25 protein-coding genes and 1 tRNA gene are annotated in these 21,614 nt (G+C 60.1%); 14 read left to right on the top strand and 12 right to left on the bottom strand.

Annotation, left to right across the window (positions count from 1 at the left end):
* The first annotated feature begins 16 nt into the window (after positions 1-16).
* Complete coding sequence (gene sseA / locus CUJ84_RS07775; RefSeq protein ID WP_105005774.1) at positions 17-886, top strand: 3-mercaptopyruvate sulfurtransferase; 870 nt, start codon at positions 17-19, stop codon at positions 884-886.
* Between the two features lie 5 nt (positions 887-891).
* A complete protein-coding gene (locus tag CUJ84_RS07770; protein ID WP_017963991.1) occupies positions 892-1,452 on the top strand; it encodes a GNAT family N-acetyltransferase in 561 nt (186 codons plus the stop codon).
* A gap of 23 nt (positions 1,453-1,475) precedes the next feature.
* Here CUJ84_RS07770 and CUJ84_RS07765 read toward each other — a convergent pair whose 3' ends face one another.
* Complete coding sequence (locus tag CUJ84_RS07765; RefSeq protein ID WP_105005773.1) at positions 1,476-1,712, bottom strand: hypothetical protein; 237 nt, start codon at positions 1,710-1,712, stop codon at positions 1,476-1,478.
* Between the two features lie 78 nt (positions 1,713-1,790).
* Here CUJ84_RS07765 and CUJ84_RS07760 point away from each other — a divergent pair, with 78 nt between their 5' ends.
* Positions 1,791-2,294 (top strand): DUF1203 domain-containing protein, encoded by a 504-nt coding sequence (locus CUJ84_RS07760; protein WP_105005772.1) that lies wholly within the window; start codon positions 1,791-1,793, stop codon positions 2,292-2,294.
* A gap of 16 nt (positions 2,295-2,310) precedes the next feature.
* Here CUJ84_RS07760 and ald read toward each other — a convergent pair whose 3' ends face one another.
* Positions 2,311-3,429, bottom strand: a complete 1,119-nt coding sequence (gene ald, locus CUJ84_RS07755) for an alanine dehydrogenase (RefSeq protein WP_105005771.1) — start codon at positions 3,427-3,429, stop codon at positions 2,311-2,313.
* 156 nt (positions 3,430-3,585) lie between these two features.
* Here ald and CUJ84_RS07750 point away from each other — a divergent pair, with 156 nt between their 5' ends.
* The 4 genes from CUJ84_RS07750 (at position 3,586) to CUJ84_RS07735 (ending at position 7,733) form a co-directional block, all read left to right on the top strand.
* Positions 3,586-4,047: an Lrp/AsnC family transcriptional regulator gene (locus CUJ84_RS07750; RefSeq protein WP_018241729.1), complete on the top strand. Its 462-nt coding sequence runs from the start codon at positions 3,586-3,588 to the stop codon at positions 4,045-4,047.
* A gap of 72 nt (positions 4,048-4,119) precedes the next feature.
* Positions 4,120-5,001, top strand: coding sequence for a DMT family transporter (locus CUJ84_RS07745; protein ID WP_105005770.1), 882 nt, complete (start codon positions 4,120-4,122; stop codon positions 4,999-5,001).
* 85 nt (positions 5,002-5,086) lie between these two features.
* A complete protein-coding gene (locus CUJ84_RS07740; RefSeq protein WP_105005769.1) occupies positions 5,087-5,491 on the top strand; it encodes a PilZ domain-containing protein in 405 nt (134 codons plus the stop codon).
* Between the two features lie 253 nt (positions 5,492-5,744).
* Positions 5,745-7,733, top strand: coding sequence for a bifunctional 2',3'-cyclic-nucleotide 2'-phosphodiesterase/3'-nucleotidase (locus CUJ84_RS07735; RefSeq protein WP_105005768.1), 1,989 nt, complete (start codon positions 5,745-5,747; stop codon positions 7,731-7,733).
* 42 nt (positions 7,734-7,775) lie between these two features.
* On the opposite strand, the gene CUJ84_RS07730 is transcribed toward CUJ84_RS07735, so the two are convergent.
* The gene (locus tag CUJ84_RS07730) at positions 7,776-8,744 is read right to left on the bottom strand and encodes a LysR family transcriptional regulator (protein ID WP_105005767.1); all 969 of its coding nucleotides are present in this window, start codon (positions 8,742-8,744) and stop codon (positions 7,776-7,778) included.
* Positions 8,745-8,883: 139 nt separating this feature from the next.
* Here CUJ84_RS07730 and CUJ84_RS07725 point away from each other — a divergent pair, with 139 nt between their 5' ends.
* Positions 8,884-9,498 (top strand): FMN-dependent NADH-azoreductase, encoded by a 615-nt coding sequence (locus CUJ84_RS07725; protein WP_105005766.1) that lies wholly within the window; start codon positions 8,884-8,886, stop codon positions 9,496-9,498.
* Positions 9,499-9,546: 48 nt separating this feature from the next.
* Here the strand turns inward: CUJ84_RS07725 and CUJ84_RS07720 are convergent, their stop codons facing one another.
* Positions 9,547-10,122, bottom strand: coding sequence for a TetR/AcrR family transcriptional regulator (locus CUJ84_RS07720; protein ID WP_105005765.1), 576 nt, complete (start codon positions 10,120-10,122; stop codon positions 9,547-9,549).
* 108 nt (positions 10,123-10,230) lie between these two features.
* Between CUJ84_RS07720 and CUJ84_RS07715 the strand changes: the two genes are divergently transcribed.
* Positions 10,231-11,007, top strand: coding sequence for an SDR family oxidoreductase (locus CUJ84_RS07715; protein WP_105005764.1), 777 nt, complete (start codon positions 10,231-10,233; stop codon positions 11,005-11,007).
* Between the two features lie 58 nt (positions 11,008-11,065).
* Here the strand turns inward: CUJ84_RS07715 and CUJ84_RS07710 are convergent, their stop codons facing one another.
* From CUJ84_RS07710 to ilvA, 4 genes are all read right to left on the bottom strand, one after another.
* Positions 11,066-12,295 (bottom strand): MFS transporter, encoded by a 1,230-nt coding sequence (locus CUJ84_RS07710; protein WP_105005763.1) that lies wholly within the window; start codon positions 12,293-12,295, stop codon positions 11,066-11,068.
* Positions 12,296-12,603: 308 nt separating this feature from the next.
* Positions 12,604-13,875 carry a GGDEF domain-containing protein gene (locus tag CUJ84_RS07705; protein WP_105005762.1) on the bottom strand — a complete coding sequence of 424 codons (1,272 nt, stop codon included), beginning with the start codon at positions 13,873-13,875 and terminating at the stop codon, positions 12,604-12,606.
* A gap of 235 nt (positions 13,876-14,110) precedes the next feature.
* Positions 14,111-14,437: an HlyU family transcriptional regulator gene (locus CUJ84_RS07700; protein ID WP_105005761.1), complete on the bottom strand. Its 327-nt coding sequence runs from the start codon at positions 14,435-14,437 to the stop codon at positions 14,111-14,113.
* A 37-nt stretch (positions 14,438-14,474) separates the two neighbouring features.
* Positions 14,475-15,725: a threonine ammonia-lyase gene (gene ilvA / locus CUJ84_RS07695; protein ID WP_105005760.1), complete on the bottom strand. Its 1,251-nt coding sequence runs from the start codon at positions 15,723-15,725 to the stop codon at positions 14,475-14,477.
* Positions 15,726-15,925: 200 nt separating this feature from the next.
* Between ilvA and CUJ84_RS07690 the strand changes: the two genes are divergently transcribed.
* Positions 15,926-16,300, top strand: coding sequence for a VanZ family protein (locus CUJ84_RS07690; RefSeq protein WP_027684981.1), 375 nt, complete (start codon positions 15,926-15,928; stop codon positions 16,298-16,300).
* A 275-nt stretch (positions 16,301-16,575) separates the two neighbouring features.
* Here the strand turns inward: CUJ84_RS07690 and CUJ84_RS07685 are convergent.
* The 3 genes from CUJ84_RS07685 to CUJ84_RS37875 all read right to left on the bottom strand — a co-directional run bounded on the left by CUJ84_RS07685 (position 16,576) and on the right by CUJ84_RS37875 (position 17,633).
* A tRNA-Leu gene (locus CUJ84_RS07685) sits at positions 16,576-16,660 on the bottom strand.
* A gap of 209 nt (positions 16,661-16,869) precedes the next feature.
* Positions 16,870-17,466, bottom strand: coding sequence for an NAD(P)H:quinone oxidoreductase type IV (wrbA, locus tag CUJ84_RS07680; protein ID WP_105005759.1), 597 nt, complete (start codon positions 17,464-17,466; stop codon positions 16,870-16,872).
* 2 nt (positions 17,467-17,468) lie between these two features.
* Positions 17,469-17,633, bottom strand: coding sequence for a hypothetical protein (locus CUJ84_RS37875; protein ID WP_158686909.1), 165 nt, complete (start codon positions 17,631-17,633; stop codon positions 17,469-17,471).
* A gap of 133 nt (positions 17,634-17,766) precedes the next feature.
* Between CUJ84_RS37875 and CUJ84_RS07675 the strand changes: the two genes are divergently transcribed.
* The 4 genes from CUJ84_RS07675 (at position 17,767) to CUJ84_RS07660 (ending at position 21,056) form a co-directional block, all read left to right on the top strand.
* On the top strand, positions 17,767-18,543 hold the full coding sequence (locus CUJ84_RS07675) for a competence/damage-inducible protein A (protein WP_105005758.1): 777 nt from the start codon (positions 17,767-17,769) through the stop codon (positions 18,541-18,543).
* Between the two features lie 108 nt (positions 18,544-18,651).
* Complete coding sequence (locus CUJ84_RS07670) at positions 18,652-19,494, top strand: universal stress protein (protein ID WP_105005757.1); 843 nt, start codon at positions 18,652-18,654, stop codon at positions 19,492-19,494.
* Between the two features lie 180 nt (positions 19,495-19,674).
* Positions 19,675-20,169 carry a xanthine phosphoribosyltransferase gene (gene gpt / locus CUJ84_RS07665; RefSeq protein WP_105005756.1) on the top strand — a complete coding sequence of 165 codons (495 nt, stop codon included), beginning with the start codon at positions 19,675-19,677 and terminating at the stop codon, positions 20,167-20,169.
* Positions 20,170-20,465: 296 nt separating this feature from the next.
* The gene (locus CUJ84_RS07660; RefSeq protein ID WP_105005755.1) at positions 20,466-21,056 is read left to right on the top strand and encodes a hypothetical protein; all 591 of its coding nucleotides are present in this window, start codon (positions 20,466-20,468) and stop codon (positions 21,054-21,056) included.
* A gap of 186 nt (positions 21,057-21,242) precedes the next feature.
* Here CUJ84_RS07660 and CUJ84_RS37870 read toward each other — a convergent pair whose 3' ends face one another.
* Positions 21,243-21,524: a hypothetical protein gene (locus CUJ84_RS37870; RefSeq protein ID WP_155257504.1), complete on the bottom strand. Its 282-nt coding sequence runs from the start codon at positions 21,522-21,524 to the stop codon at positions 21,243-21,245.
* Positions 21,525-21,614 lie beyond the last annotated feature (90 nt).

Genomic DNA, 21,614 nt, shown 5'->3' with positions numbered 1-21,614 from the left:
ATCAAGGGAGACCATAATGAGTGAGACCAAGAGCCGTTTCGTCGTTTCGGCTGACTGGCTGCAGTCCGAGCTCGGCAAAGCCGACCTGCGCGTGCTGGACGCCTCCTTCTATCTGCCGGCGCAGAAGCGCGATGCCGATGCCGAATATGCGGCCGGCCATATTCCCGGCGCCATCCGCTTCGATCAGGACAAGATCGCCGACCATTCGACGTCGCTGCCGCACACGATCCCCTCGCCCGATTATTTTGCTGCCGAAGTCGGCCGGCTCGGCATCAGCGAGAATGATCGAATCGTCGTTTATGACGGCATCGGCCTGTTCGCCTCGCCGCGCGTCTGGTGGCTGTTCCGGGTGATGGGCGCGAAAAACGTCTTCGTTCTCGACGGCGGTCTCGACGGCTGGAAGGCCGAGGGCCGTCCGCTGGAAACCGCGGCACCCAAGCATGTGCCGGTGACCTTTATGCCGAATTTCGATAAAAGCCGCGTGGTGACGCTCGATACGATGCGCGACATCGTCTCCAGCGCCGCGATGCAGATCGCCGATGCCCGCAGCGCCGGCCGCTTCGCAGCCGCCGAACCAGAACCGCGTGCCGGCATGCGTTCCGGCCATATGCCCGGCGCCCGCAGCCTGCCGTCCGGCGTCTTCGCCAACCAGGGTCGATTCAAGTCGCTGCCCGAACTCAAGCAGACGATCGAGGATGCCGGCATCAATCTGTCCAAGCCTGTCGTCACGTCCTGCGGCTCGGGAATCACCGCCGCCATCATCACGCTGGCGCTGGAATCGCTCGGCCATCACGACAACAAGCTTTATGACGGCTCGTGGAGCGAATGGGGCAGCCGTGACGATACGCCCATCGTCACCGGTCCGCCGACGCCGGTCAAAGCCTGATCGCCATGGGGAAGACACCCGCTTCGCTGAAAGCTCACATCACCCGGCTCGAAATGACGGCGCCGCCGAAGGCAAGCATGCCGGTGCCCGTCAATATCCAGACGGCGATCATGCGCGCTCCCGAGATCCCATTGCCCTTCTACCGCTATCTCTACCGGCAGGTGGGTGCGCGCTGGCAATGGGTGGATCGGTTGCGCATGAGCGACGAGCAGCTTGCCGAGACGCTGAACGACAAGCGCAACAATATCAGCGTTCTCTACGTGAATGGCGCGCCCGCCGGCTTCTACGAATATTTCTGCGAAGACGAGGATATGATCGAGCTCAGCCATTTCGGCCTGATCGAACATGCGCTCGGTCTCGGCATCGGCAAATGGTTCCTGCTGCAGGCGCTCTATGCCATCTGGTCGCTCAATCCGAAGCGGGTCACCACCACCACCAACAATCTCGACCACCCGCGCGCGCTGCAGCTCTACCAGATGTACGGCTTCTCCCCCGTTTCGACCGGCACCGGCATCGTCCGGCCGCTCAGCGACAAGGAGCTTTTGGAGATAGCGCGGAAAAGCTGACGGCTTGACGTAAGGGGAGATGGCTAACGATGCGTCAGGCTGTTCGGGCGGCGCGGGTCGTTGCGGCGCTCGAAATCGAGCGCGCGGCCCGACTGTTCCTTCAGTTCCGCCACTTCCCGGCGCAGAGCCCTGAGCTCTTCCAGTATTTCTGCATTCTGTTGCGCCAGCAGCGCGAGATCGACGTCGGCCAAGGCCTTCTCCTTTCGGCTTACAGCGTTCGCACAGAAGATACTCCGCTTTTCGCTCTCCGGCGATCTCATATGCAGACGCCGGCAAGAATCGGGTGGCTTGCCCGCTCGTCCAGGTGCATTTCATGGCAATCACAAAGGAGATCTGCCATGACCGCCATTCGTTTTGTCGCGATGCCGACGACCGACGCCGAACACCTCTGGAACGGCGGCCGCGACGCCTATGACAGGCTGCCCGAGACGATCGTTTCCGATGGCCCCGGCCATCCCTGCCGCCATTGTCTTCAGAATATCGATGCGGGCGAGGCGTTGCTGGTTTTCGCCTACCGGCCCTTCCCCGAGCTGCAGCCCTATGCCGAAACCGGCCCGGTCTTCCTGCACAAACAGCCTTGCGCACGCTATGCCGCCGAAGAGATCATGCCGCCGGTGCTGACGACGAGCCGTGACTTCATCGTCCGCGGCTACAGCGAGAACGACCGCATCGTCTACGGTACCGGCGCGGTGACTGAGATCGGCGATATTCCAGCCTATGGCGAAGAGTTGCTGGGACGATCTGATATCGCCTATGTGCATGTGCGCTCAGCGCGCAACAACTGCTTCCAATGCCGGATCGACAAGGTAAAGGCGCCGGCCCTGGCGGAGGCTGGCGCCTAACCTTGAGTCAGCTAGCTTACGCTACGTTCAGCACGCTCTCCGGCGCAAAGGCTTCGTAGCCAAGTGCGTCGGCGACCGGCTTGCTGGTGATGCGGCCCTTGTGGACGTTGAGGCCGTTCCTCAGATGCTTGTCTTCGGCGATGGCGCGCAGGCCGCGATCGGCAAGCGCCAGGCCATGAACCAATGTGGCATTGTTCAGCGCGTGCGCCGAGGTGACCGGCACGGCGCCCGGCATGTTGGCGACGCAATAATGCACAACGCCGTCGACTTCATAGGTCGGATCGGAATGGGTGGTCGCATGCGAGGTCTCGAAGCAGCCGCCTTGGTCTATGGCGACGTCGACGATGACGGAGCCCTTCTTCATGCCGGAGAGCATCTCGCGGGTGACGAGCTTCGGAGCAGCAGCGCCGGGGATCAGCACGGCGCCGATGATGAGATCGGCCGAGAAGACTTCCTCCTCCAGCGCCTGGATGCTGGAATAACGCGTGTGGATGCGGCCGGAGAAGATATCGTCAAGCTGGCGCAGGCGTGGCAGCGACTTGTCGAGGATGCTGACATCGGCGCCGAGGCCGGCGGCCATCCGGGCGGCATGCAGGCCGACAACGCCGCCGCCGATGACCGCGACCTTGGCCGGCAACACGCCGGGTACACCGCCGAGCAGGACGCCAAGGCCGCCATTGGCCTTCTGCAGCGCGGTCGCTCCCGCCTGTATCGACAGGCGTCCGGCGACCTCCGACATCGGCGCCAGCAACGGCAAGCCGCCGCGCTCGTCGGTCACCGTCTCATAGGCGATCGCGGTGACGCCGGAGGCGAGCAGACCCTTGGTCTGTTCGGGATCCGGCGCCAGATGCAGATAGGTGTAGAGAAGCTGGCCGTCACGGAGCTGCGCCCATTCGGCGGGCTGCGGCTCCTTCACCTTGACGATCATGTCGCACTTTTCGAAGATATCCTTGGCGGAGGCGGCGATCTTCGCGCCGGCCGCGGCATAGGCGGCATCATCAGCGCCGATACCGACGCCTGCCTTGGTCTCCACCCAGACCTCGTGGCCGTGGGCAACATATTCGCGCACCGAAGCCGGCGTCAGACCGACGCGATATTCATGATTCTTGATTTCCTTCGGGCAACCGACACGCATGCGCGTTCCTCTCAATTTTATCTCCGCGGCCGCGGATTTTTCAGATGAGGAATCCAACCATCAAGGCAGTGAAATGTCCTTGCAAAGACGATTTGCGAAGAGGCGATTTTTCGGCGATTATTGCAGTCTTTCTATCTTTCTTCGAAGGTTCTTCGAATGGCCGATCTCGACACCATCGATCTTGCGATTCTTAAGGCGCTGCAGGCCAATGCCCGCATGACCAATGCCGAGCTTGCCGAAAGGATCGGACTGTCGCCTTCGGCCTGTTCGCGCCGGCTTGATATCTTGGAAAGAAGCGGCGTCATCGGCGGCTACCATGCGCGGCTTTCACACAAGGCGCTCGACTACAAGATGATCGCCATCGTGCATATCTCGCTCTCCGGCCAGTTCGCCAAGACGCTGGCGGAATTCGAGGCGGCGGTGAAGCTCTGCCCGAACGTGCTTGTCTGTTACCTGATGTCCGGCGAATACGACTATATCCTTAGAGTCGCCGCCCGTGATCTCGAGGACTATGAGCGCATCCACCGCGACTGGCTGTCGGCCCTTCCCCACGTCGTCAAGATCAATTCCAGCTTCGCGCTCAGAGAAATCATCGACAAGCCGAATGTCGGCCTTTGAGGCCTTGCATCTTTGCCGAAAGCCTGTCCAGACTTTCGATGCGCGCGGGCGTTTCCCGCTCATTGGCAAGTCATGACATCGAAGACCCAAGGCTATATTTTCGCCCTGTTGGCGCTCACCATCTTTTCGCTGCAGGACGCCATCTCGAAACATCTGGCGACGGCCTATCCGCCGATCTTCGTAACGATGATCCGCTACTGGGCCTTCGCACTTTTCACGATCATCCTCGCGTCGAAGATGCGCGGCGGGATCAAGGCGACGGCCCGCACCAAACGCCCCTTCCTGCAGGTGACGCGCGGCGTTCTGCTTGCGGTTCAGGTGGTTCTGGCCATCACCTGTTTCGCCGTGATCGGCCTTGCCCGTTCACAGGCGATCTTCTCCGCGACGCCGATCCTGATCGCGCTGCTGGCGATGCCGATCCTCGGCGAACGGGTCGGTTGGCGGCGGTGGGCAGCCATCGGCGCCGGACTTTTCGGGGTGCTGCTGATCCTGAAGCCGGAAGGCGAATTTTTCGACCTTAAGCTGCTTCTCGCCGTCATTTCCTGCTTCAACTTCGCCTTCTACGTTATCGCCACCCGCCTGGTCAGCCGCGACGATTCGTCGATGACCAGCTTCTTCTATACCGGCGTCGTCGGCGGCGTCACGATGACGCTGGTTGGGCCGTTCTATTGGAGCTGGATGGCGCCGGCCGACTGGGGCTGGATGGCGCTCGTCTGCATGACCAGCATCTCCAGCCATTATTTCCTGATCCGCGCCTACGATGTTCTCGATGCCGCCGCCGTCCAACCGCTGACCTATCTGTCACTTGTCTACGCCTCTATCATCGGCATGGTGATCTATGGCGAAACGCTCAGCTTCAACATGATCGTCGGCTCGGCGATCGTGGTCGCCGCCGGCATCTTCACCGTCTGGCGCGAACATGTGGTGGGACGCAGAGCGGCGGCCGCCAATTGACGGTTTCACTGCAATTTTAGCCAAGCCCCTAAAACCATTTCAATTTTCCGGCGCTATGCTCCCCGGCTATACCAAGGGAGACAGTATGACCCGCAACTTGAAAATCACGGCCAGAAAGGCCGACCGGAAAAGCTGCCGCGTGTTCGGCCATGTCAAATATCTGAACAGCCAGGTGGATGCCCGCATCCTCAACCTGTCGCCGACCGGTGCCGCCCTGGAGATGAAGGGGCCGCTCCATGCCGCCTCTGGCAGCAAGGTGCGCATCGAGGCCGAAAACCTCGGGCTGCTCGAAGGCGTCATCCGCTGGAAGCACAATGGCCGCGTCGGCATCCAGTTCGACGTGAATTCAAATGCGCGGGCACAGATCTCCTCCTATTTCCGCTTTTTCCATAAGGAAATGCGGCCGGTGCTGGCGGTACGCCCGCTGGTTAGAACCGCCGCCAACGTCGAGCGGACGCCTCACTTGGCGACATCGACGCTGAAATCGTAAGGCTGCCCCACCTTTGCGCCGGAGCGGCTGAGATCGCTCCAACGGCTGCCGTTGACACCGACCGCCGAGGGTGACCGTGGCCTTACGTCTGCGGCAGCCTGGCGCCGAGTAACTATATCATAAATTGCATTTCTGAGCCATGACGCTTTTCCGGCGGATTGTTTGACGTCCTGTCATTTTCGCAGTGTACTCCTCGCCAAATCGTCCTAATTCTGACGGGCCGGACGATGCATGATCCTGAAGGAGAGTTTCCATGTCTTCCATTTTCGATGTTGGCGTAATGAGCCGCCGTTCCCTGCTCGGCGGCCTCGCCGCCACTTCCGCCCTGGTGCTGCTGCATCCTTTCAGCGCCCGCGCCAGCGCCAACCAGGCGCATCTCAGGCTGATGGAAACGACAGACATTCACGTCAACGTCTTCCCCTATGACTATTACGCCGACAAGCCGAACGACACGATGGGCCTGTCACGCACCGGGACGATCATCGACGGCATCCGCGCCGAGGCCGTCAACTCACTGCTGATCGACAATGGCGACGTGCTGCAGGGCAATCCGATGGGCGATTACATGGCCTATCAGCATGGCATGAAGGACGGCGACGTCCATCCGGTGATCAAGGCGATGAACACGCTCGGCTATATCGTGGGCACGCTCGGCAATCACGAGTTCAACTACGGCCTCGACTTCATGCTCAAGGTACTATCAGGCGCGAACTTCCCCTTCGTCTGCGCCAACCTGACCAAGGGCCAGCTCGCCTCCGACCCGAAGCAGGACGATCTCTTCTTCAAGCCCTACATCATCGTCGAAAAGCAGATCAAGGACGGCGCCGGCAACGAGAGCCCCGTCAAGATCGGCTTCATCGGCTTCGTACCACCGCAGATCATGCTCTGGGATATCAAGAACCTCGAAGGCAAGGCGCAGACGCGCGACATCGTCGAGGCGGCCAAGGCCTGGGTTCCCGCCATGAAGGAAGCCGGCGCCGATATCGTGATTGCGCTCTCGCACTCCGGCATCGATGGCAGCGCACCGTCCGAAAAGATGGAAAACGCCTCGCTGCATCTCGCCGCCGTCGATGGGATCGACGCGATCTTCACCGGCCATCAGCATCTCGTCTTCCCCGGCCCGAAGAGCTGGGACGGCATCGCCAATGCCGATCCCGTCAAGGGCACGCTGCATGGCAAGCCCGCCGTGATGGCCGGCTTCTGGGGCTCGCATCTCGGCCTTATCGACTTGCTGCTCGAAAAGGACGGTAACAGCTGGAAGATCGTCGATTTTACCTCGGAAGCACGGCCGATCTATCATCGCGACGACAAGAAGAAGGTGGTTGCCGACTACGCCGACAAGAAGGAAGTGATCGAAGCCGCCAAGGCCGAGCACGAGGCGACACTAACCTATGTCCGCACCCCGGTCGGCAAGACGTCCGCACCGCTCTATTCCTACTTCGCACTGGTCGCCGACGATCCCTCCGTGCAGGTCGTCAGCCAAGCCCAGACCTGGTACATCAAGCAAATGCTCGCCGATACCGCGTTCAAGGATCTGCCGGTGCTTTCGGCGGCGGCTCCCTTCAAGGCCGGCGGTCGCGGCGGCGCCGATTACTATACCGATGTTCCGGCCGGCGATATCGCCATCAAGAACGTTGCCGACCTCTATCTCTATCCGAACACGGTTCAGGCTGTTGCCATCACCGGCGCCCAGGTGAAGAACTGGCTCGAAATGTCTGCCGGCATGTTCAATCACATCGAGGCCGGCTCGAAGGATGCGGCGCTGCTCAACAACGATTTCCCGTCCTACAATTTCGACGTGATCGACGGCGTCACCTACCAGATCGACCTGTCGCAGCCGCCGAAATATGATTCATCCGGCAAGCCGATCAATCCGGACGCCAACCGCATCCAGAACCTCGCCTTCAATGGCAAGCCGATCGATCCGGCTCAAAAGTTCGTCGTCGTCTCGAACAACTACCGCGCCGGCGGCGGCGGCAATTTCCCTGAGATCACCGCTGATAAGGTGATCTTCCAGGCGCCGGATACCAACCGCGACGTCATCGTCCGCTATATCCATGATCAGGGCACGATCAATCCGTCGGCTGACGCAAACTGGACCTTCAAGCCGCTCCCGGGCACGACCGCGACTTTTGAAAGCGGCCCGAAGGCGAAGCAGTTCCTCGCCGAGGTCAAAAGCGTGAAGATCGAGGATGCCGGCGAAGGGGCCGACGGTTTCTCGAAGTTCAGGCTGGTTCTTTAGGCCGAAGAGGATGCCGGTGAAGGCGCGCTCGCCGCGCCTTCGTCATTCGGCCGCGAGCGGTGTCGCGGGTTCCTGGAGTTCCGCCATCTGAGCATGAAAATCGGCCTGGTTCGGGCAATGGGAAAGCCGCATGCGGAACGCGTCGATCATCCAGGTGGCAGCGGGTCCGGGCGGGTTGGCGAGCTGGCGCACGGAATAGATGGCATACTCTCCCTGTTCGTAGGCATCCAGATCGAGATGGACGAGCGTGCCGCTGACGAGATCGTCATGAATCACAGAAGCCGGAAGGCCGCCCCAGCCAAGGCCGGCCTTGATGAGCTGGTGCTTCGTCGCGATATCGCTGACACGCCATGTCTTGTAGGAGAGAACGTTGAAATCACGCCCCTTCGTCCGGCCCGACGCATCGGTGACGACGAGTTGCACTTCTTCGCGCACGTCGCCCAGCGTCAGCGGCCGGCCGATCCCGGCAAGCGGGTGGTTGCGCGCGGCAACCGGCAACATGAAGGAATGACCGATCCGTTCCGTGACGATCGAATCGTCCTGCTTGACGACCGCCCCACCAATCCCGATCGTCGCCTTGCCGCTGAGGACGAGATCCATGACCATTCCGAGCTCGCCGACATTGAGGCTCAACGAAACGGATGGAAACATCTCGCGGAATTCGTGGAGGACGTCCACCAGGGCTCGTGAAGGCACCATAACGCTGATGGCGACGGATACCTCCGCTTCGAGCCCTTCCCTCAGGCTCTTGACGCGTGCCCGCATGACCTGCAGGTCGCCTAGAATGCGCCGCGCATCCTCCAGCATCGCCTTGCCCGCCTCCGTCAGCTTCGGCTGGCGCGCGCCGGAGCGCTCGAAAAGCGGCACTTCAAGCTGCGCCTCCAAGTTGGCGATCGTATAGCTCACGACCGACTGCGCACGGTTCAGCGCTCGCGAAGCGGCCGAGAAGCTGCCGGTCTCGGCAACGGTCAGAAACACCTGCAATTGGTCCAGAGTCGGGTTCGGGAGCATTTTCTATCCATTCCATCGATAGCTTCGATCGACATTATCACCGTTTTTTCGATAGCTGGCCAGACCTATTTTCCTCATCGAGACTGCGGCTCACCTCCCAGCAACGGGCCGTCAAATTCAATTCGAAAGGAAATGCACCATGTCGTCCATCCTTCTTCTGACGTCCAGCCCGCGTGCCGAATCGCTCTCGACGCCGATCGCCGTCGATCTCGCCGAAAAGCTGAAGAGCCAGAACCCGGGCAGCGTCATCGTTCGCCGCGACCTTGCCGCTAACCCGCTGCCGCATATCGATGACCTCTTCACCGGCGCGATCCGCAAGCCGCCCGAGGCCCGCAACGCTGAGGAAACCGTGGCCGTCGAGACCTCCGACAAACTTGTCAGCGAACTGCTTGCCGCCGACACGATCGTCATCAGCACCGGCCTCATCAACTTCAACATCTATTCGTCGCTGAAGACCTGGATCGACAACGTCGCCCGCGCCGGCCTGACCTTCAAGTACACGGAAAGCGGCCCGGTCGGCCTCGCAACCGGCAAGAAGGTTTACGTGGTGCTCGCCTCGGGTGGCGTCTACTCGCAGGGCCCGGCCGCTCCCCTGAACCATGCCGTGCCGTACCTGAAGTCGGTTCTCGGCTTCCTCGGCATCAGCGATATCGAGACCATCTATGTCGAAGGCCTGGCCTTCGGTCCGGAAGCTGCCGAAAAGGCGATCGACGCTGCCAAGTCGCGCGTCCAGGAAATCGCGCTGGCCGCCTGATCGGCTGTTCAACGCTCCATGGAACGGCCGGCTTTTGCCGGCCGTTTTTCATTTGTCGATACCGGCGACAAAATCCCGGACCGTCGCCAGGATTTCGGCCGAGAGTTCCTCATCGGACGAAATCCTGGCAAGGCCGACGCCGCCGGCCATCATCGCGAAGGCCATGATCGCCTTGCGCCGCCGTTCGCTATCGTCTGCTCCCGCAGCCTTGCTCGCCAATGACGCGAAATTACGCCTGAGACCGTCCGTCGCGATTCCCCGCGCCTTCTCGCCGCTGCGTGATATATCGGAGGTCAGCGCGGCAAAAGGGCAGCCCTCACCGGGATTGTCGCGATGATCGGCGCTCACATAACGATCGGCGACATCGGCCGCCGTCATCTCTGCCGGGTTCACCCCCTCGGCCTCCAGCTTGCGTCCCCATGAATCGAAAGCGGACTGGATCGCCTCGGCGACCAGATCGTCGCGGGAGGCGAAATGCTTGTAGAAGCCGCCGACGGTCAATCCGGCTTCCTTCATCAGGTCGGCGACGCCAATACCTTCGAGCCCCTCTTCGCGTAGTCGCTTCGACGCGATCTCGATAATCTTCTCGTGCGTCTTCTGTTTTTCCAGCTGCGAACGGCCCATCGGACATCTCCCCGGCACTGCCTCTTGACTCATGTAGATTATAATCATAATCCTTGTAGATAACGATCATAATCTAGATCGTTGCCAATTCCAAGAGGAGCATGAATCATGCGTCTAAGAAACAAGGTCGCCCTGATCACCGGCGGAAACAGCGGCATCGGTCTTGCGACCGCCAGGGTCTTCATCGACGAGGGTGCCAGTGTTGTGATCACCGGCCGCAACCCGGAAACGCTCGCCGCCGCCGAAAAGGCGCTCGGGGCCGGTGTGCTGGCACTGAAGGTCGACGTCACCGATGCCGCCGCTACCGAGAAGGCCTTTGCGGAAGCCGCCGGAAAAGTCGGCAAGTTCGACATCGTCTTCGCCAATGCCGGCATCGGCGGCGCGACGCCGCTCGGCGAAACATCGCCGGAGCAATTTAACCAGATTATCAGCACCAACCTCACGGCGGTTTTCTTCACCGTGCAATCGGCTCTGCCGCATCTCAATGACGGCGCTTCGGTGATCCTCAACGGTTCCGTGCATGCCGTGCTCGGCGCTCCCGGATGGTCGGCCTATGCGGCGACCAAGGCGGCGGTCCGTGCGATGACGCGCAATATGGCGTCCGAACTCGCACCGCGCGGCATTCGCGTCAATCAGGTAACGCCCGGCGGCACGAAGACGCCGATCTGGTCGCCGATGGCCCAGACGGAAGACGCCATGTCGGCGCTCGAGGCGCGCATCGGCGGCATGAGCCCGCTCGGCCGCATGAGCGAAGCCGACGAAATCGCCAAGGCAGCGCTCTATCTGGCCTCGGATGACTCCGCCAATGTCACCGGCATCGAGATCACTGTCGACGGCGGCATGACGAGTGCCCCCTCCGGCGCCAAGATCTTCCGCGCTGCCTGAGTGAGCCGGGCTGGGCAGGTTAAACTTGCCCGGCCCCTTCGCTGGCCTCGGTCACCCGTCATAGAGTGCTCGTATTGTCTCCTACGGATGCTTTGTTTCGTTCTTGCGTTGCACGGTGGGCAACACGAAACAGAACGATTGCCAAATTCAGCACGGCAAGCAGAAGCAATACACAAAGCATGGTCTGGATGCCGGAGAAAACGATCAGATTGCCGGCGATCAGCGGAAAGCCGAAGACGCCGATGGAATAGGCGAGCGAAAATAACAGCAGCGATTGCGGCATAAGGCCCGCGGGAGCCTCATTGGCCGCCAGGCCGTTGATGACGGAATAGGTCAAGCCATAGCCCACCCCCAGCATCGCCGCGCCTCCCAGATAGGCAAACTGATTTGATGTCAGCATCAGGAACAGCAGGATCGATGCCAGCGTCAGACTTGTCAGGACCAACAGCGAATAGAGTGGGTCCTTCTTGACCACATATCCCGCCACGAACAGCCGGCTTAGAATCGCGGCGGACATGAAGCCGATGAAGAACAGGGAGTAGTCGAACCCATGCGCTTTGGCGTAGCTGGTCTGAAAGCTGGACAACCCGCCGAAAATCGCGCCGCCGATGCCGACCATGATGATGGAATAGATGGCCCGCGAGCCGATCACCTCGCGTGCTGCGCCAAATGAGATCTTGTTGACATGCAGCAAAATCTTGCCGGCCTTGGTCAGCCGGAGGTGGAGCCAAAAGTAGAGCGCACCGCCGGCGAGACTGGCAAGGAATGCAAATACGAAGGCCGCCTCGATCGGCATCGACCAATTGGTGGCGATGCGGCCAATAATCGGTCCGGCGCCGATGCCCGACATCATCGATCCCGAAAGCAGGGCAAAAAACCTGATCCGATGTTCGGGTTCGACGATCGCGGCAACCAGAATGGGTCCGAGCGCATAGAAGGTGCCCCAGCCTATACCGAGGATGAAACCGACCGCCATCAGGCTCAACCCGGCCGAGGGAACCATGGCGAATCCCAGCGCTGACGCGGCAAGAAACAGTCCAGAAACAGCCACCGCCCGCGCCGAGCCGATGGCATCCGCGATGTGGCCGGACAGGATCACCAGAATGACGGTGCTGACAGTTGCGGCCGAGATGATCGTGCCGGCCAGCGCCTCATCGCCGCCACGTTGGCCCACCAGCACCGGGATCAGAAAGGTCACGCCATAGGCGATCGAAAGAAGAAACCCTCCGATACACAAAACGGCAAACTCGCCGCCATCGGCTTTCGTCCGTGCAATTGAATCACTCATGTCTCCACGCCCCTTGCAGGAAAACTCATCTGGGATATTTCCGCAATGGAGATCACGTTTGCATTTTACGAACAAGCCGTTTTATATTGCTTGTAACATATTGAAAAGACATAGATCGATAGACAAATGTTTCGGTTTAAGCAACATCCTCAACATCCCGGCCGACGCACTGTATCGATCGATGATTAGGAACCCGCTCCCGACGTCCGCGACCTCGCGCGCCATCAGCATCGATGCGAATTCTCGAGGAATAGCTATGGGGCTGGCCGGGGCCAACTGGGTTGGTCGGGCTAACTGAGTTAGCCGGGCTAATTGAGTTTCACCACGCCGGAGCGGCCGACGACGCAGTTGCGGCCGCTCTTCTTGGCCGCGTAGAGCCTGCCGTCGGCAGCCGTCAGCACGGCGGTGAAATCGACGCCGTCCTCATCGGCGGTCGCAACGCCGATACTGACCGTGACCGGCCTGTCATCCGGCGTCTTGACGCTGGTCGCGATCGTCCAACGCAGTCGCTCGGCAAGCAGCAGCCCTTCTTCGTGGTCGGTGCCCGGACAGACGGCAACGAATTCCTCACCGCCGAAGCGGAAAACGCGGTCGTTGGAGCGCAGCGTCGTGCCGAGCCGAGCGGCGATCGCCTTCAGCACCTCGTCGCCCTGGAGATGGCCGTAGCCGTCATTGACATCCTTGAAGTGATCGGCGTCGATAATGAGGACGGTGGCGAATAGCCCCTGCTTCAGTGCCTCCAGCAGCATCAGCGGCGCTTCCATTTCCATGCGCGTCCGATCATAGACGCCAGTGAGCATGTCGCGGCCGGTGCGCTCCAGAAGATCGTTGTAGCGCTCGCGGAACGTCAAATCACCGAATACGTCGCTGATCGAACGTGCGGACCCGGCTGTGCCGATACGGCGAACACGATACTCATAGATCGCAAACATCGCCGCGTAGAGGCAGACGGCAAGCATTTTCGCCTTCCATCCGCCCCAGAATGCGGCGATCGGCACATCAAGGAAATAATGCAGCGCGGCGAAGAAGCCGATCTGGTCGAAGGTCAGCAGCACGAAGCCCGAAATCAGGAAACGCAGGACGACGCGGCGGCGGAAGAAATCGCCGAGTTTTTCGTAAAGCAGGATGATGCCGAGCGAATCGACATAGAGCAGCGCCGTGCCCCAGACCATCAGCCAGCCCATCTCCTTGAGGAAATCGACGTCCGGCGTGTGGTTGGTCGACATTTGCAGCGGCTGGTGCAGCTGCAGCACCCAGGCAATACCGACGGTGAGCAGGTTGCCGAGGAACAGGCCGTAGATCGGCTGGCGAACCGTCGCCGCATCCTCCTGCAGGTAAAGCATCAGGATCATCATCAGCTTGCCGGAGAAAAAGACGGATGAGCCCGGCGACACATCGCCAAACGGCAGCGAGACGTAGAAGACCGCCGCCAGATAGGTCTCCATGAAATGCATGACACCGAGCGCCGTCAGGAAAACCCCGAGACCGAGCCGATGACGGAAATGCAGAAGCGTTACCATCAGCACGAAATAGGCGATGGCTTCGACGACGAAGAGAAGGAGGTTGAGTGTCTCCATCATGAGACCTCGGCTCCGGACGTTCGGCCTCCTGCTGGCGCGGTGATCGCGACAGCGAATGCTTTGGTCAATCGTCCGAAACAGTCAAACACTGGGGGTGTCCTGCAAATCCTGCAGGCGATACCTTTCACCGCAATCCTTTAAGATTGCGTGAGTGAGAACGCGCTCGCTGGAGGGCCCCGGGTCACACACAGGAATAGTTGCAGCCGCTATCAGGGACCTATGCCCGGATCCCGATTCAGACCTGACGAAGCTTCTCGCCGTCACCAAAGAGCGACGAACCATGCTGATCGATGATTTGCTGCGCCTTGCGCACCGTGCATTCGATCGCATCGTCGGAGGAGGTAAACAGATCGGCGCGGATGAAATTGCGCACCAGCACCTCGTCGCCGACCTTCTTTTCGATGCGGCCGGCAAGGCGATACTGGCTGCCTTCCCTACGCGGTTCGGCATAGATCGTGCAATCGCCGTAGAGCTGCGGCTCGCCCGAAGGGCCTGCCGCTTCCGTGGCCGGTTTTCCGCCGCCGGAGAACATCGAAAAGATATTTGAAATGAACGAAGCCATGAACCGCCTTTAGCACGACGGCATCGCTATCGCCAAGTCAAATGATCAGGTTGGCGAGGATCTCGTTTTCGGTAATATCCTCGTAACCCATGCCGGCTGCTTCGAAATTTCCGATCAGCCGGGCGAAATTCTCAGGCGCCTTGGTTTCGATACCGATCAGGATGGAGCCGAAGTTGCGCGCCGATTTCTTCAGATATTCGAAGCGGGCGATATCGTCGTCGGGGCCGAGCAGATTGAGGAAATCCCGAAGCGCGCCAGGGCGCTGGGCGAGCCGCAGGATGAAGTATTTCTTCAACCCTGCGTAACGCATGGCTCTTTCCTTTACGTCAGGCAGACGCTCGAAATCGAAATTGCCGCCGGAGACGACGGCAACGATGGTCTTGCCGCGAATTGTTTGGCCGTCCATCGCGGCGATCGCCGTCAGCGACAGCGCGCCGGCCGGCTCGAGCACGACGCCCTCGACATTCAGCATTTCCTGAATGGTGACGCAGATGGCGTTCTCCGGCATGAGTTGCACTTGGCTTGTCGGAAAATCGCGAAGAGCCGCGAAGTTCAGGTCGCCAATGCGCCCCACCGCCGCGCCGTCGACGAAATTGTCGACCTTCGCAAGTGTCACTACCGCGCCCGCCTCGATGCTGCGCTTAAGGCTCGGCGCGCCGGCGGGCTCAGTGAAGACGAAAGCCGATTTCGGCACCGTGCCGTCGAGATAACCGGTGATGCCGGCGGCAAGTCCACCGCCGCCAACCGGCAGGACGACCATGTCCGGCACAGTTCCCTTCGGCAGCTGCTGCATGATTTCGGCGGCGACGGTTGCCTGGCCTTCGATGATGTCGGCATGATCGAAGGGCGGCACCATGACGCCGCCGACCGCCTCTACGTGTTCGCGGGCGGCCTGGTAGCACTGGTCGAAGAAGTCGCCGAACAGCCGGATGGTGATGAATTCGGCGCCGAACATGCGGGTCTTGTCGATCTTCTGCTGCGGTGTCGTCACCGGCATGAAGACGACGCCCGGCACGCCGAAATGGCGGCAGACGAAAGCAAAGCCCTGGGCGTGATTACCGGCCGAGGCGCAGACGAAGGTCTTGCCGGCGGCACCCTGCCCGATCGCCTTGCGGAAGAAATTGAAGGCCCCGCGGATCTTGTAGGAGCGCACCGGCGACAGATCCTCGCGCTTCAGCCAGATATCGGCACCGTAGCGGGCCGACAGATGATCATTGAGCTGCAGCGGCGTTGCCGGAAACAGGCTGCGCATTGCCTCTTCGGCGCTTTCGACATCAAGTCTCGTCACGGGCGTGGTCCATTCTCATGATTAGCCACCGCCGCTATGGCACGAGCCGATCGACAAAAGAAAGCCCGTTTCAGCCATTTCCAGTTCGCTTCAGCGCTGGATCGCTCTGGGGGAAAGCCTTTCTTAAGCCAGTCGCAAAATTGATGGCACATGAACTGATTTTAACTGTCAATGAAAAGCCCGGCCACTAATATGAAGTCATGATGATCTTCAAATTCGCAAGACCGCTCGCCTGGCTGCTGCTCGCCCTCATCCTCTTCGTCACCGTTTCGCCGATCGGGCTGAGGCCGGAAACGATGACGACGGTCGATACCGACCGTGGGGGCGCCTTTGTTCTGGTCGGCCTCGCCTTCGCGCTCGGTTATCCCAAACAGTGGAAGATGGTGGCGGTGCTGCTGATCGCCGGTGCGGTCGCCATCGAATATCTGCAGTATCTCACACCAACACGCCATCCGCGCCTGCACGATGCCGGCATCAAGGCGATGGGCGCTGCCCTCGGGTTGCTCGCTGGCTGGGTGATCAACAGGTGGCGCGAGACCAAAGCGTCAAACGCGCTTCCCTTCGCAGAACGCTGATTATCTCGAGTTAGAAATCGCCCAACTGCACTGCCCAGAAGAACAGTGGTATCGCAGCTATCGCAGTTCCGAGAACAAGTGCGACGCTGGTCTTGAAGATCCGGATGCGCCGAACCCTAGTCCCATTCCAATCGTAAACCATCGTCTTACTCCCACAAGACAATACTTACTCAACCGCCCTACTGTCGCGGCGCAATCCTTGCATCGAAAATGCCATTGTCAAGCAAAAACACGCTTTTACGCGCAGATACGGACAAATTCAAACAGGATAGTTGTGGTGCGGGCGACGGGGGTCGAACCCGTACAGCCAAGGCCGAGGGATTTTAAGTCCCTTGCGTCTACCAGTTTCGCCACGCCCGCGCTCGCGTTTTCAATATCTTGCGCCATGGGCGATGGGAAGAGCCGGGAGGCGTAAAAATCGTGCCTGTTTTGGCCGGCAGCACCGATGAATGATCGGTCAAGCATCCTCTCGAAAGCCGCCGCCGATCAAGGGCCGCCAGTCTGTCTATGGACAAAAAAGGCGCGGCGAGTCCACGCCCGCCGCGCCTTCATCATTCCAGCCTCAAAGATCAGGCGAGCTTGGCGGCCAGCTTGGCGACATGGGCGCCCTGGTATTTCGCGCCTTCCAACTCGATCTCGGAAGGCTGGCGCGAGCCGTCGCCATTGGTGATGGTGGAAGCGCCGTAGGGCGAGCCGCCCTTGACTTCCTCGGTGCCCATCTGGCCCTGGAAGGCATAAGGCAGGCCGGCAACGACCATGCCCTGGTGCAGGAAGGTGGGGATGAAGCCGAGGATGGTCGATTCCTGGCCGCCGTGCTGGGTGGCCGAAGAGGTGAAGGCCGAACCGAGCTTGCCGACGAGCTTGCCGGCGAACCAGAGGCCGCCCGTCTGATCCCAGAAATTGCGCATCTGCGAGGCGACCGTGCCGAAACGGGTGCCGGCACCGACGATGATCGCATCATAGTCGGCCAGTTCGTCGACGGTGGCGATCGGAGCCGCCTGATCGACCTTGTAATAGGAAGCCTTGGCGACATCTTCCGGAACCAGTTCCGGAACGCGCTTGACGGTGACGTCGGCACCGGCCGACTTCGCGCCTTCGGCAACGGCGTAGGCCATGGTTTCGATATGGCCGTAAGCCGAATAATAAAGGACGAGAACCTTCGCCATCTTCAATCTCCCTTGGAGCACTGGTTGAATTTCGTGACCGAGGGAGTTCTATCAGCGCCTATTTCCGAACACAGCCATGCCTTGAAGAACTCAGTGTTCAGCATCCGTAGACGAAAATTCACTTGCGTTTTCATTTCAGCAAAAATGAAGGTATCGCCGAACAGCATTCAGATTTCCGGCTGGCTCGGCCTGAAATCTGAATGCTGTTCCCGCTTGCACTTTTCGGCATCATGCTCTGGCTGTTTGCAAAGCGGCCGAACGGCACTACCTATTCACCAGCCTCAGATCACGGAACATCCCATGAGCCAAGACATCGTCGTCACCGCCGCCATGCTCGCCATCGGCGACGAACTTCTTTCCGGCCGCACCAAGGACAAAAATATCGGCCACCTCGCCGACCTGCTCACCCTTTCCGGCATCGACCTCAAGGAGGTGCGCATCGTCGCCGACGACGAGGAGGCGATCGTCGAGGCGCTGAACGCGCTTCGCGGCAAATATGATTACGTCTTCACCTCGGGCGGTATCGGGCCGACGCATGACGACATCACCGCCGATGCCATCTCAAAGGCTTTCGGCGTGCCCTGCGAATATGACGAAGCGGCAATGACGCTGCTTGCCGAGATGTACCGGCGCCGCGAGATGGAATTCACCGAGGCGCGCCAGCGCATGGCGCGCATGCCGCGCGGGGTTGTGCATATCGCCAATCCGGTCTCGACCGCGCCCGGCTTCATCATCGGCAACGTCTACGTCATGGCCGGCGTGCCGCAGGTCTTCCAGGCGATGGTCGACAATGTGCTGCCGACGCTTCGGAGCGGCACGCCGGTGCTCTCGCTCGCCATCGCCTGCCCTTACGGCGAAGGCGAGATCGGCACGCCCTTGACCGCGATCCAGAAGGCCCATCCGGAAACCAGCATCGGCTCCTACCCGCGCTATGTCGGCCAGAAATTCTCGACCGAGATCGTCGTGCGTGGCCGCTCGCAGGCGGCAATCGATGCGGCAGGCACCGAAGTCCAGGAGATGATCGACGCCATCCGCCAAAGGAAGGACATCGCCGAAAACCATTCTGCCGAGGCTTGAGGGCAACGCCGGAACTCAGGGCCATCCTTGATCCCCATCAAGGAACAGCAGAAGGGTCCGGTGCATTCCTTCCCTGGCGCACGCCATTTCAGCGCAAGGAGAATTGATATGTCTTACAAAACTATTCTTGCCATTCTCGATACATCAGACAATAGCGGCGCGGTTGCCGATTTCGCCTTTGCCATCGCCGCCGAAAGCGGCGCCCATGTGATCGGCCTGCATGCCGAAATCATCTCCGCCGTGCCGCTGGTGGCGCCGATGGAAATCCCCGATCCCGTCGCCGTGCAGGCGCTGCAGGACATGGCGCATAGCGAAACGATTGCGGTTGAGCGCATCTTCAGGGCGAAAGCGGAAGCATCAGGCGCCTCCTTCGAATGGCGCAGCTTTGCCACATCAACCGGATACGGCTCCGCACCGCTGATCGAAAGTGCGCGCAGCGCCGATCTCTTGATCGCATCGCAGGCCGACCCGGCCAGACCTTCCGACAGCCACGTCGACGTCGACAGTTTCCTCTTCGAAAGCGGCCGGCCGGTGCTGATGATCCCCTATATCATCCGCCAGCCGAAGCCGATCAAGCGCGTGCTGATCGCCTGGAACGGCTCGAAGGAGGCCGCGCGCGCAACCTTCGACGCGCTGCCGATCCTCAAAGCCGCCGCCGAGGTGGAGATCTTTTCGGTCGATCCGGCCGACACGGCGCTGCAATCGCCGCTGACCGCTGGTGGCGACATTGCCGCGACGCTTGCGCGTCATGGCGTGAAGACGACGCTTTCGACGGCGCAAAGTGTCGACAAGAGCGCATCGCATGTCATCGAAAACAGGCTTTCGGACAGCAGCATCGATCTTCTCGTCATGGGCGCCTATACGCATTCCTGGCTCTGGCAGATGATCTTCGGCGGCACGACCAAGACCCTGCTGCAATCGATGACGGCGCTGACCCTGTTATCGCGTTGATTGGCTGCTCTTGCCTTTTGCCGGCAAATCCCGCTAATTGCGGCGACCGATGACAGCTTCGAGCCTCGGCCCATCTCGCGCAGTTCCGGCTGCGCGATTTGCGTTTTGCCAATCGCCGCTTCAAGCCCGTCCGGTCGCCGGCAAACGGCGTGTCGTTTTTTCATGCCGCGGAGCAGCCCGATGTCACTTCCCGATAAAGCCTTTCCCGTTTCCTGGGATCAGTTCCACCGCGATGCGCGCGCGCTTGCCTGGCGGCTTGCGGGCCTTGGTCAGACGTTCAAGGCGATCGTCTGCATCACCCGCGGCGGCCTCGTTCCGGCAGCGATCATCTCGCGCGAACTGAACATCCGGCTGATCGAGACCGTCTGCGTCGCGTCCTATCATGACTATGTGAACCAGGGTGACATGGTGCTGCTCAAGGGAATAGCACCCGAACTTCAGGAAAATGGCGGCGAAGGCGTGCTCGTCGTCGACGACCTGACGGATACCGGCAAGACCGCCGCACAGGTGCGCGCCATGCTGCCGAAGGCACATTTCGCCTGCGTCTATGCCAAGCCGAAGGGCGTGCCGACCGTCGACACTTTCATCACCGAGGTGAGCCAGGATACCTGGATCTACTTCCCCTGGGACATGGGCTTCACCTATCAGGAGCCGATCGCCAAGGGCGCGCGCTGATCGCCACCGATCGCAACGCGCAACCTTCGCATTTACCACTTGAAATTGTTCCAGATTTTGTCGGCGAGGTTTTCTGAATCCGCTATCGGGATCTGCACATCTATTTTATCTTATTCGCATAAACACTGCATAACGCCTTAAATCGGAATCGATTCAAGGATAAAATTATGCAGCAATTCTAAGTGTTACAGCGTCCTTAGCGCGTCTAAAGAAGACGCGCGGCGCTGTAAGAAGCTGCGAATCGCATCAAATTGCGCTTAAAGCGTGCAACAAACGATGCGATATAAGGAAACAAGATGGCGCGGTGGGGGCATATCGGAGCGGTTGTGACCGTCGGGCTGGCGACCTTTCTGTTTCCGCTGATGCCCGTCCACTCTGAGCCTGCCTATATTCCCCTCGTGCGCGATTACGTCGAGAAGCGGATCCGACCGATAGTGGAGACACCATTGGTGCTGAACGCCATTGCCGAACAGAACGCGAAATTCGGCGATGTCAGCGAAATGGATATGCGGGTGCTCGACGAGACCTACCGGTCGGAGGTCGATCAGCACCACCTGCACATGGTCACGCTGCTGCTCGACAAATCCGTGTCGCACTATCTGAAAGCCAGGCAGGACGCCTCGCAAGGGGTGATCGTCGAATTTTTCGTCACCGACTCGCATGGGCTGAATGTCGGGCAGAGCACCATCACCGCCGACTATTGGCAGGGCGACGAGGAGAAATACCTCAGAACCTTCGCCAACAGCTCCCGGGAGATCTTCATCGACCGGGCCGAACGCAACGAATCCACCCAGAATCTCGAAACGCAGGCGAGCTTCGTCGTCATGGACGAAGAGAACAGGCCGATTGGCGTCGCCATCGTTACCATCGCCATCGATGCGATTTAAGAGCCCTGATTTCCTCTGCGAATCGCCATGCCCATTTGCGTCAGAATTGCCATCACAAGATTTGCCGCAGGACGCTTTTTTGCCGTTCCGACCTTTTCCTTAGCCGGCAACACCTGCAAGCCATTGTAATATCAGCGCTCCCCGGCTTTCCCCAATCTCCACAGGCGCATCCACAACATGTTGTGGTTAGCAATCAATTAAAAGCCAGCCCTTGACGGAATCAGCTGTTTCAAACTTTACTATTCCTGATGTTGCGGCGGCGACAGGACCGGAGGTAACGAGCCCGGTTCCCTTTTGAAAATTAGGACGCGGAATCAGGGCGATGGACCGGGAACGGTTCAGGCCCGACAGGATTTTTGCGCGGTTTTCAGCCTCCAAAAAAAGTGACATCGGGGCTGGCGATAATAAGCTGTTAATACTATATTTAGTGTTTGCAGCCACCATCACCACAAGATACAGGAAGATCATCTCCGGATGACACCCCTGTCACGATACGGAAACGAGACTGGCTGCGCGACGACAAAGTGCCGCCGGATAGGAATTTTGCGCCCCGGTCGC

This window comes from Rhizobium leguminosarum (assembly GCF_002953715.1).
Lineage (GTDB): Bacteria > Pseudomonadota > Alphaproteobacteria > Rhizobiales > Rhizobiaceae > Rhizobium > Rhizobium leguminosarum_V.
The sequence above is the reverse complement of the archived record's forward strand: the minus strand, read 5'-3'. Positions and strand labels throughout refer to the sequence as shown.

Excerpts from the sequence above, each read along its gene's own strand:
- sseA (WP_105005774.1), top strand. The coding sequence starts at position 17 with ATGAGTGAGACCAAGAGCCGTTTCGTCGTTTCGGCTGACTGGCTGCAG.
- CUJ84_RS07770 (WP_017963991.1), top strand. The coding sequence starts at position 892 with ATGGGGAAGACACCCGCTTCGCTGAAAGCTCACATCACCCGGCTCGAA.
- CUJ84_RS07765 (WP_105005773.1), bottom strand. The coding sequence starts at position 1,712 with ATGAGATCGCCGGAGAGCGAAAAGCGGAGTATCTTCTGTGCGAACGCT.
- CUJ84_RS07760 (WP_105005772.1), top strand. The coding sequence starts at position 1,791 with ATGACCGCCATTCGTTTTGTCGCGATGCCGACGACCGACGCCGAACAC.
- ald (WP_105005771.1), bottom strand. The coding sequence starts at position 3,429 with ATGCGTGTCGGTTGCCCGAAGGAAATCAAGAATCATGAATATCGCGTC.
- CUJ84_RS07750 (WP_018241729.1), top strand. The coding sequence starts at position 3,586 with ATGGCCGATCTCGACACCATCGATCTTGCGATTCTTAAGGCGCTGCAG.
- CUJ84_RS07745 (WP_105005770.1), top strand. The coding sequence starts at position 4,120 with ATGACATCGAAGACCCAAGGCTATATTTTCGCCCTGTTGGCGCTCACC.
- CUJ84_RS07740 (WP_105005769.1), top strand. The coding sequence starts at position 5,087 with ATGACCCGCAACTTGAAAATCACGGCCAGAAAGGCCGACCGGAAAAGC.
- CUJ84_RS07735 (WP_105005768.1), top strand. The coding sequence starts at position 5,745 with ATGTCTTCCATTTTCGATGTTGGCGTAATGAGCCGCCGTTCCCTGCTC.
- CUJ84_RS07730 (WP_105005767.1), bottom strand. The coding sequence starts at position 8,744 with ATGCTCCCGAACCCGACTCTGGACCAATTGCAGGTGTTTCTGACCGTT.
- CUJ84_RS07725 (WP_105005766.1), top strand. The coding sequence starts at position 8,884 with ATGTCGTCCATCCTTCTTCTGACGTCCAGCCCGCGTGCCGAATCGCTC.
- CUJ84_RS07720 (WP_105005765.1), bottom strand. The coding sequence starts at position 10,122 with ATGGGCCGTTCGCAGCTGGAAAAACAGAAGACGCACGAGAAGATTATC.
- CUJ84_RS07715 (WP_105005764.1), top strand. The coding sequence starts at position 10,231 with ATGCGTCTAAGAAACAAGGTCGCCCTGATCACCGGCGGAAACAGCGGC.
- CUJ84_RS07710 (WP_105005763.1), bottom strand. The coding sequence starts at position 12,295 with ATGAGTGATTCAATTGCACGGACGAAAGCCGATGGCGGCGAGTTTGCC.
- CUJ84_RS07705 (WP_105005762.1), bottom strand. The coding sequence starts at position 13,875 with ATGATGGAGACACTCAACCTCCTTCTCTTCGTCGTCGAAGCCATCGCC.
- CUJ84_RS07700 (WP_105005761.1), bottom strand. The coding sequence starts at position 14,437 with ATGGCTTCGTTCATTTCAAATATCTTTTCGATGTTCTCCGGCGGCGGA.
- CUJ84_RS07690 (WP_027684981.1), top strand. The coding sequence starts at position 15,926 with ATGATGATCTTCAAATTCGCAAGACCGCTCGCCTGGCTGCTGCTCGCC.
- wrbA (WP_105005759.1), bottom strand. The coding sequence starts at position 17,466 with ATGGCGAAGGTTCTCGTCCTTTATTATTCGGCTTACGGCCATATCGAA.
- CUJ84_RS37875 (WP_158686909.1), bottom strand. The coding sequence starts at position 17,633 with ATGCTGTTCGGCGATACCTTCATTTTTGCTGAAATGAAAACGCAAGTG.
- CUJ84_RS07675 (WP_105005758.1), top strand. The coding sequence starts at position 17,767 with ATGAGCCAAGACATCGTCGTCACCGCCGCCATGCTCGCCATCGGCGAC.
- CUJ84_RS07670 (WP_105005757.1), top strand. The coding sequence starts at position 18,652 with ATGTCTTACAAAACTATTCTTGCCATTCTCGATACATCAGACAATAGC.
- gpt (WP_105005756.1), top strand. The coding sequence starts at position 19,675 with ATGTCACTTCCCGATAAAGCCTTTCCCGTTTCCTGGGATCAGTTCCAC.
- CUJ84_RS07660 (WP_105005755.1), top strand. The coding sequence starts at position 20,466 with ATGGCGCGGTGGGGGCATATCGGAGCGGTTGTGACCGTCGGGCTGGCG.
- CUJ84_RS37870 (WP_155257504.1), bottom strand. The coding sequence starts at position 21,524 with ATGATCTTCCTGTATCTTGTGGTGATGGTGGCTGCAAACACTAAATAT.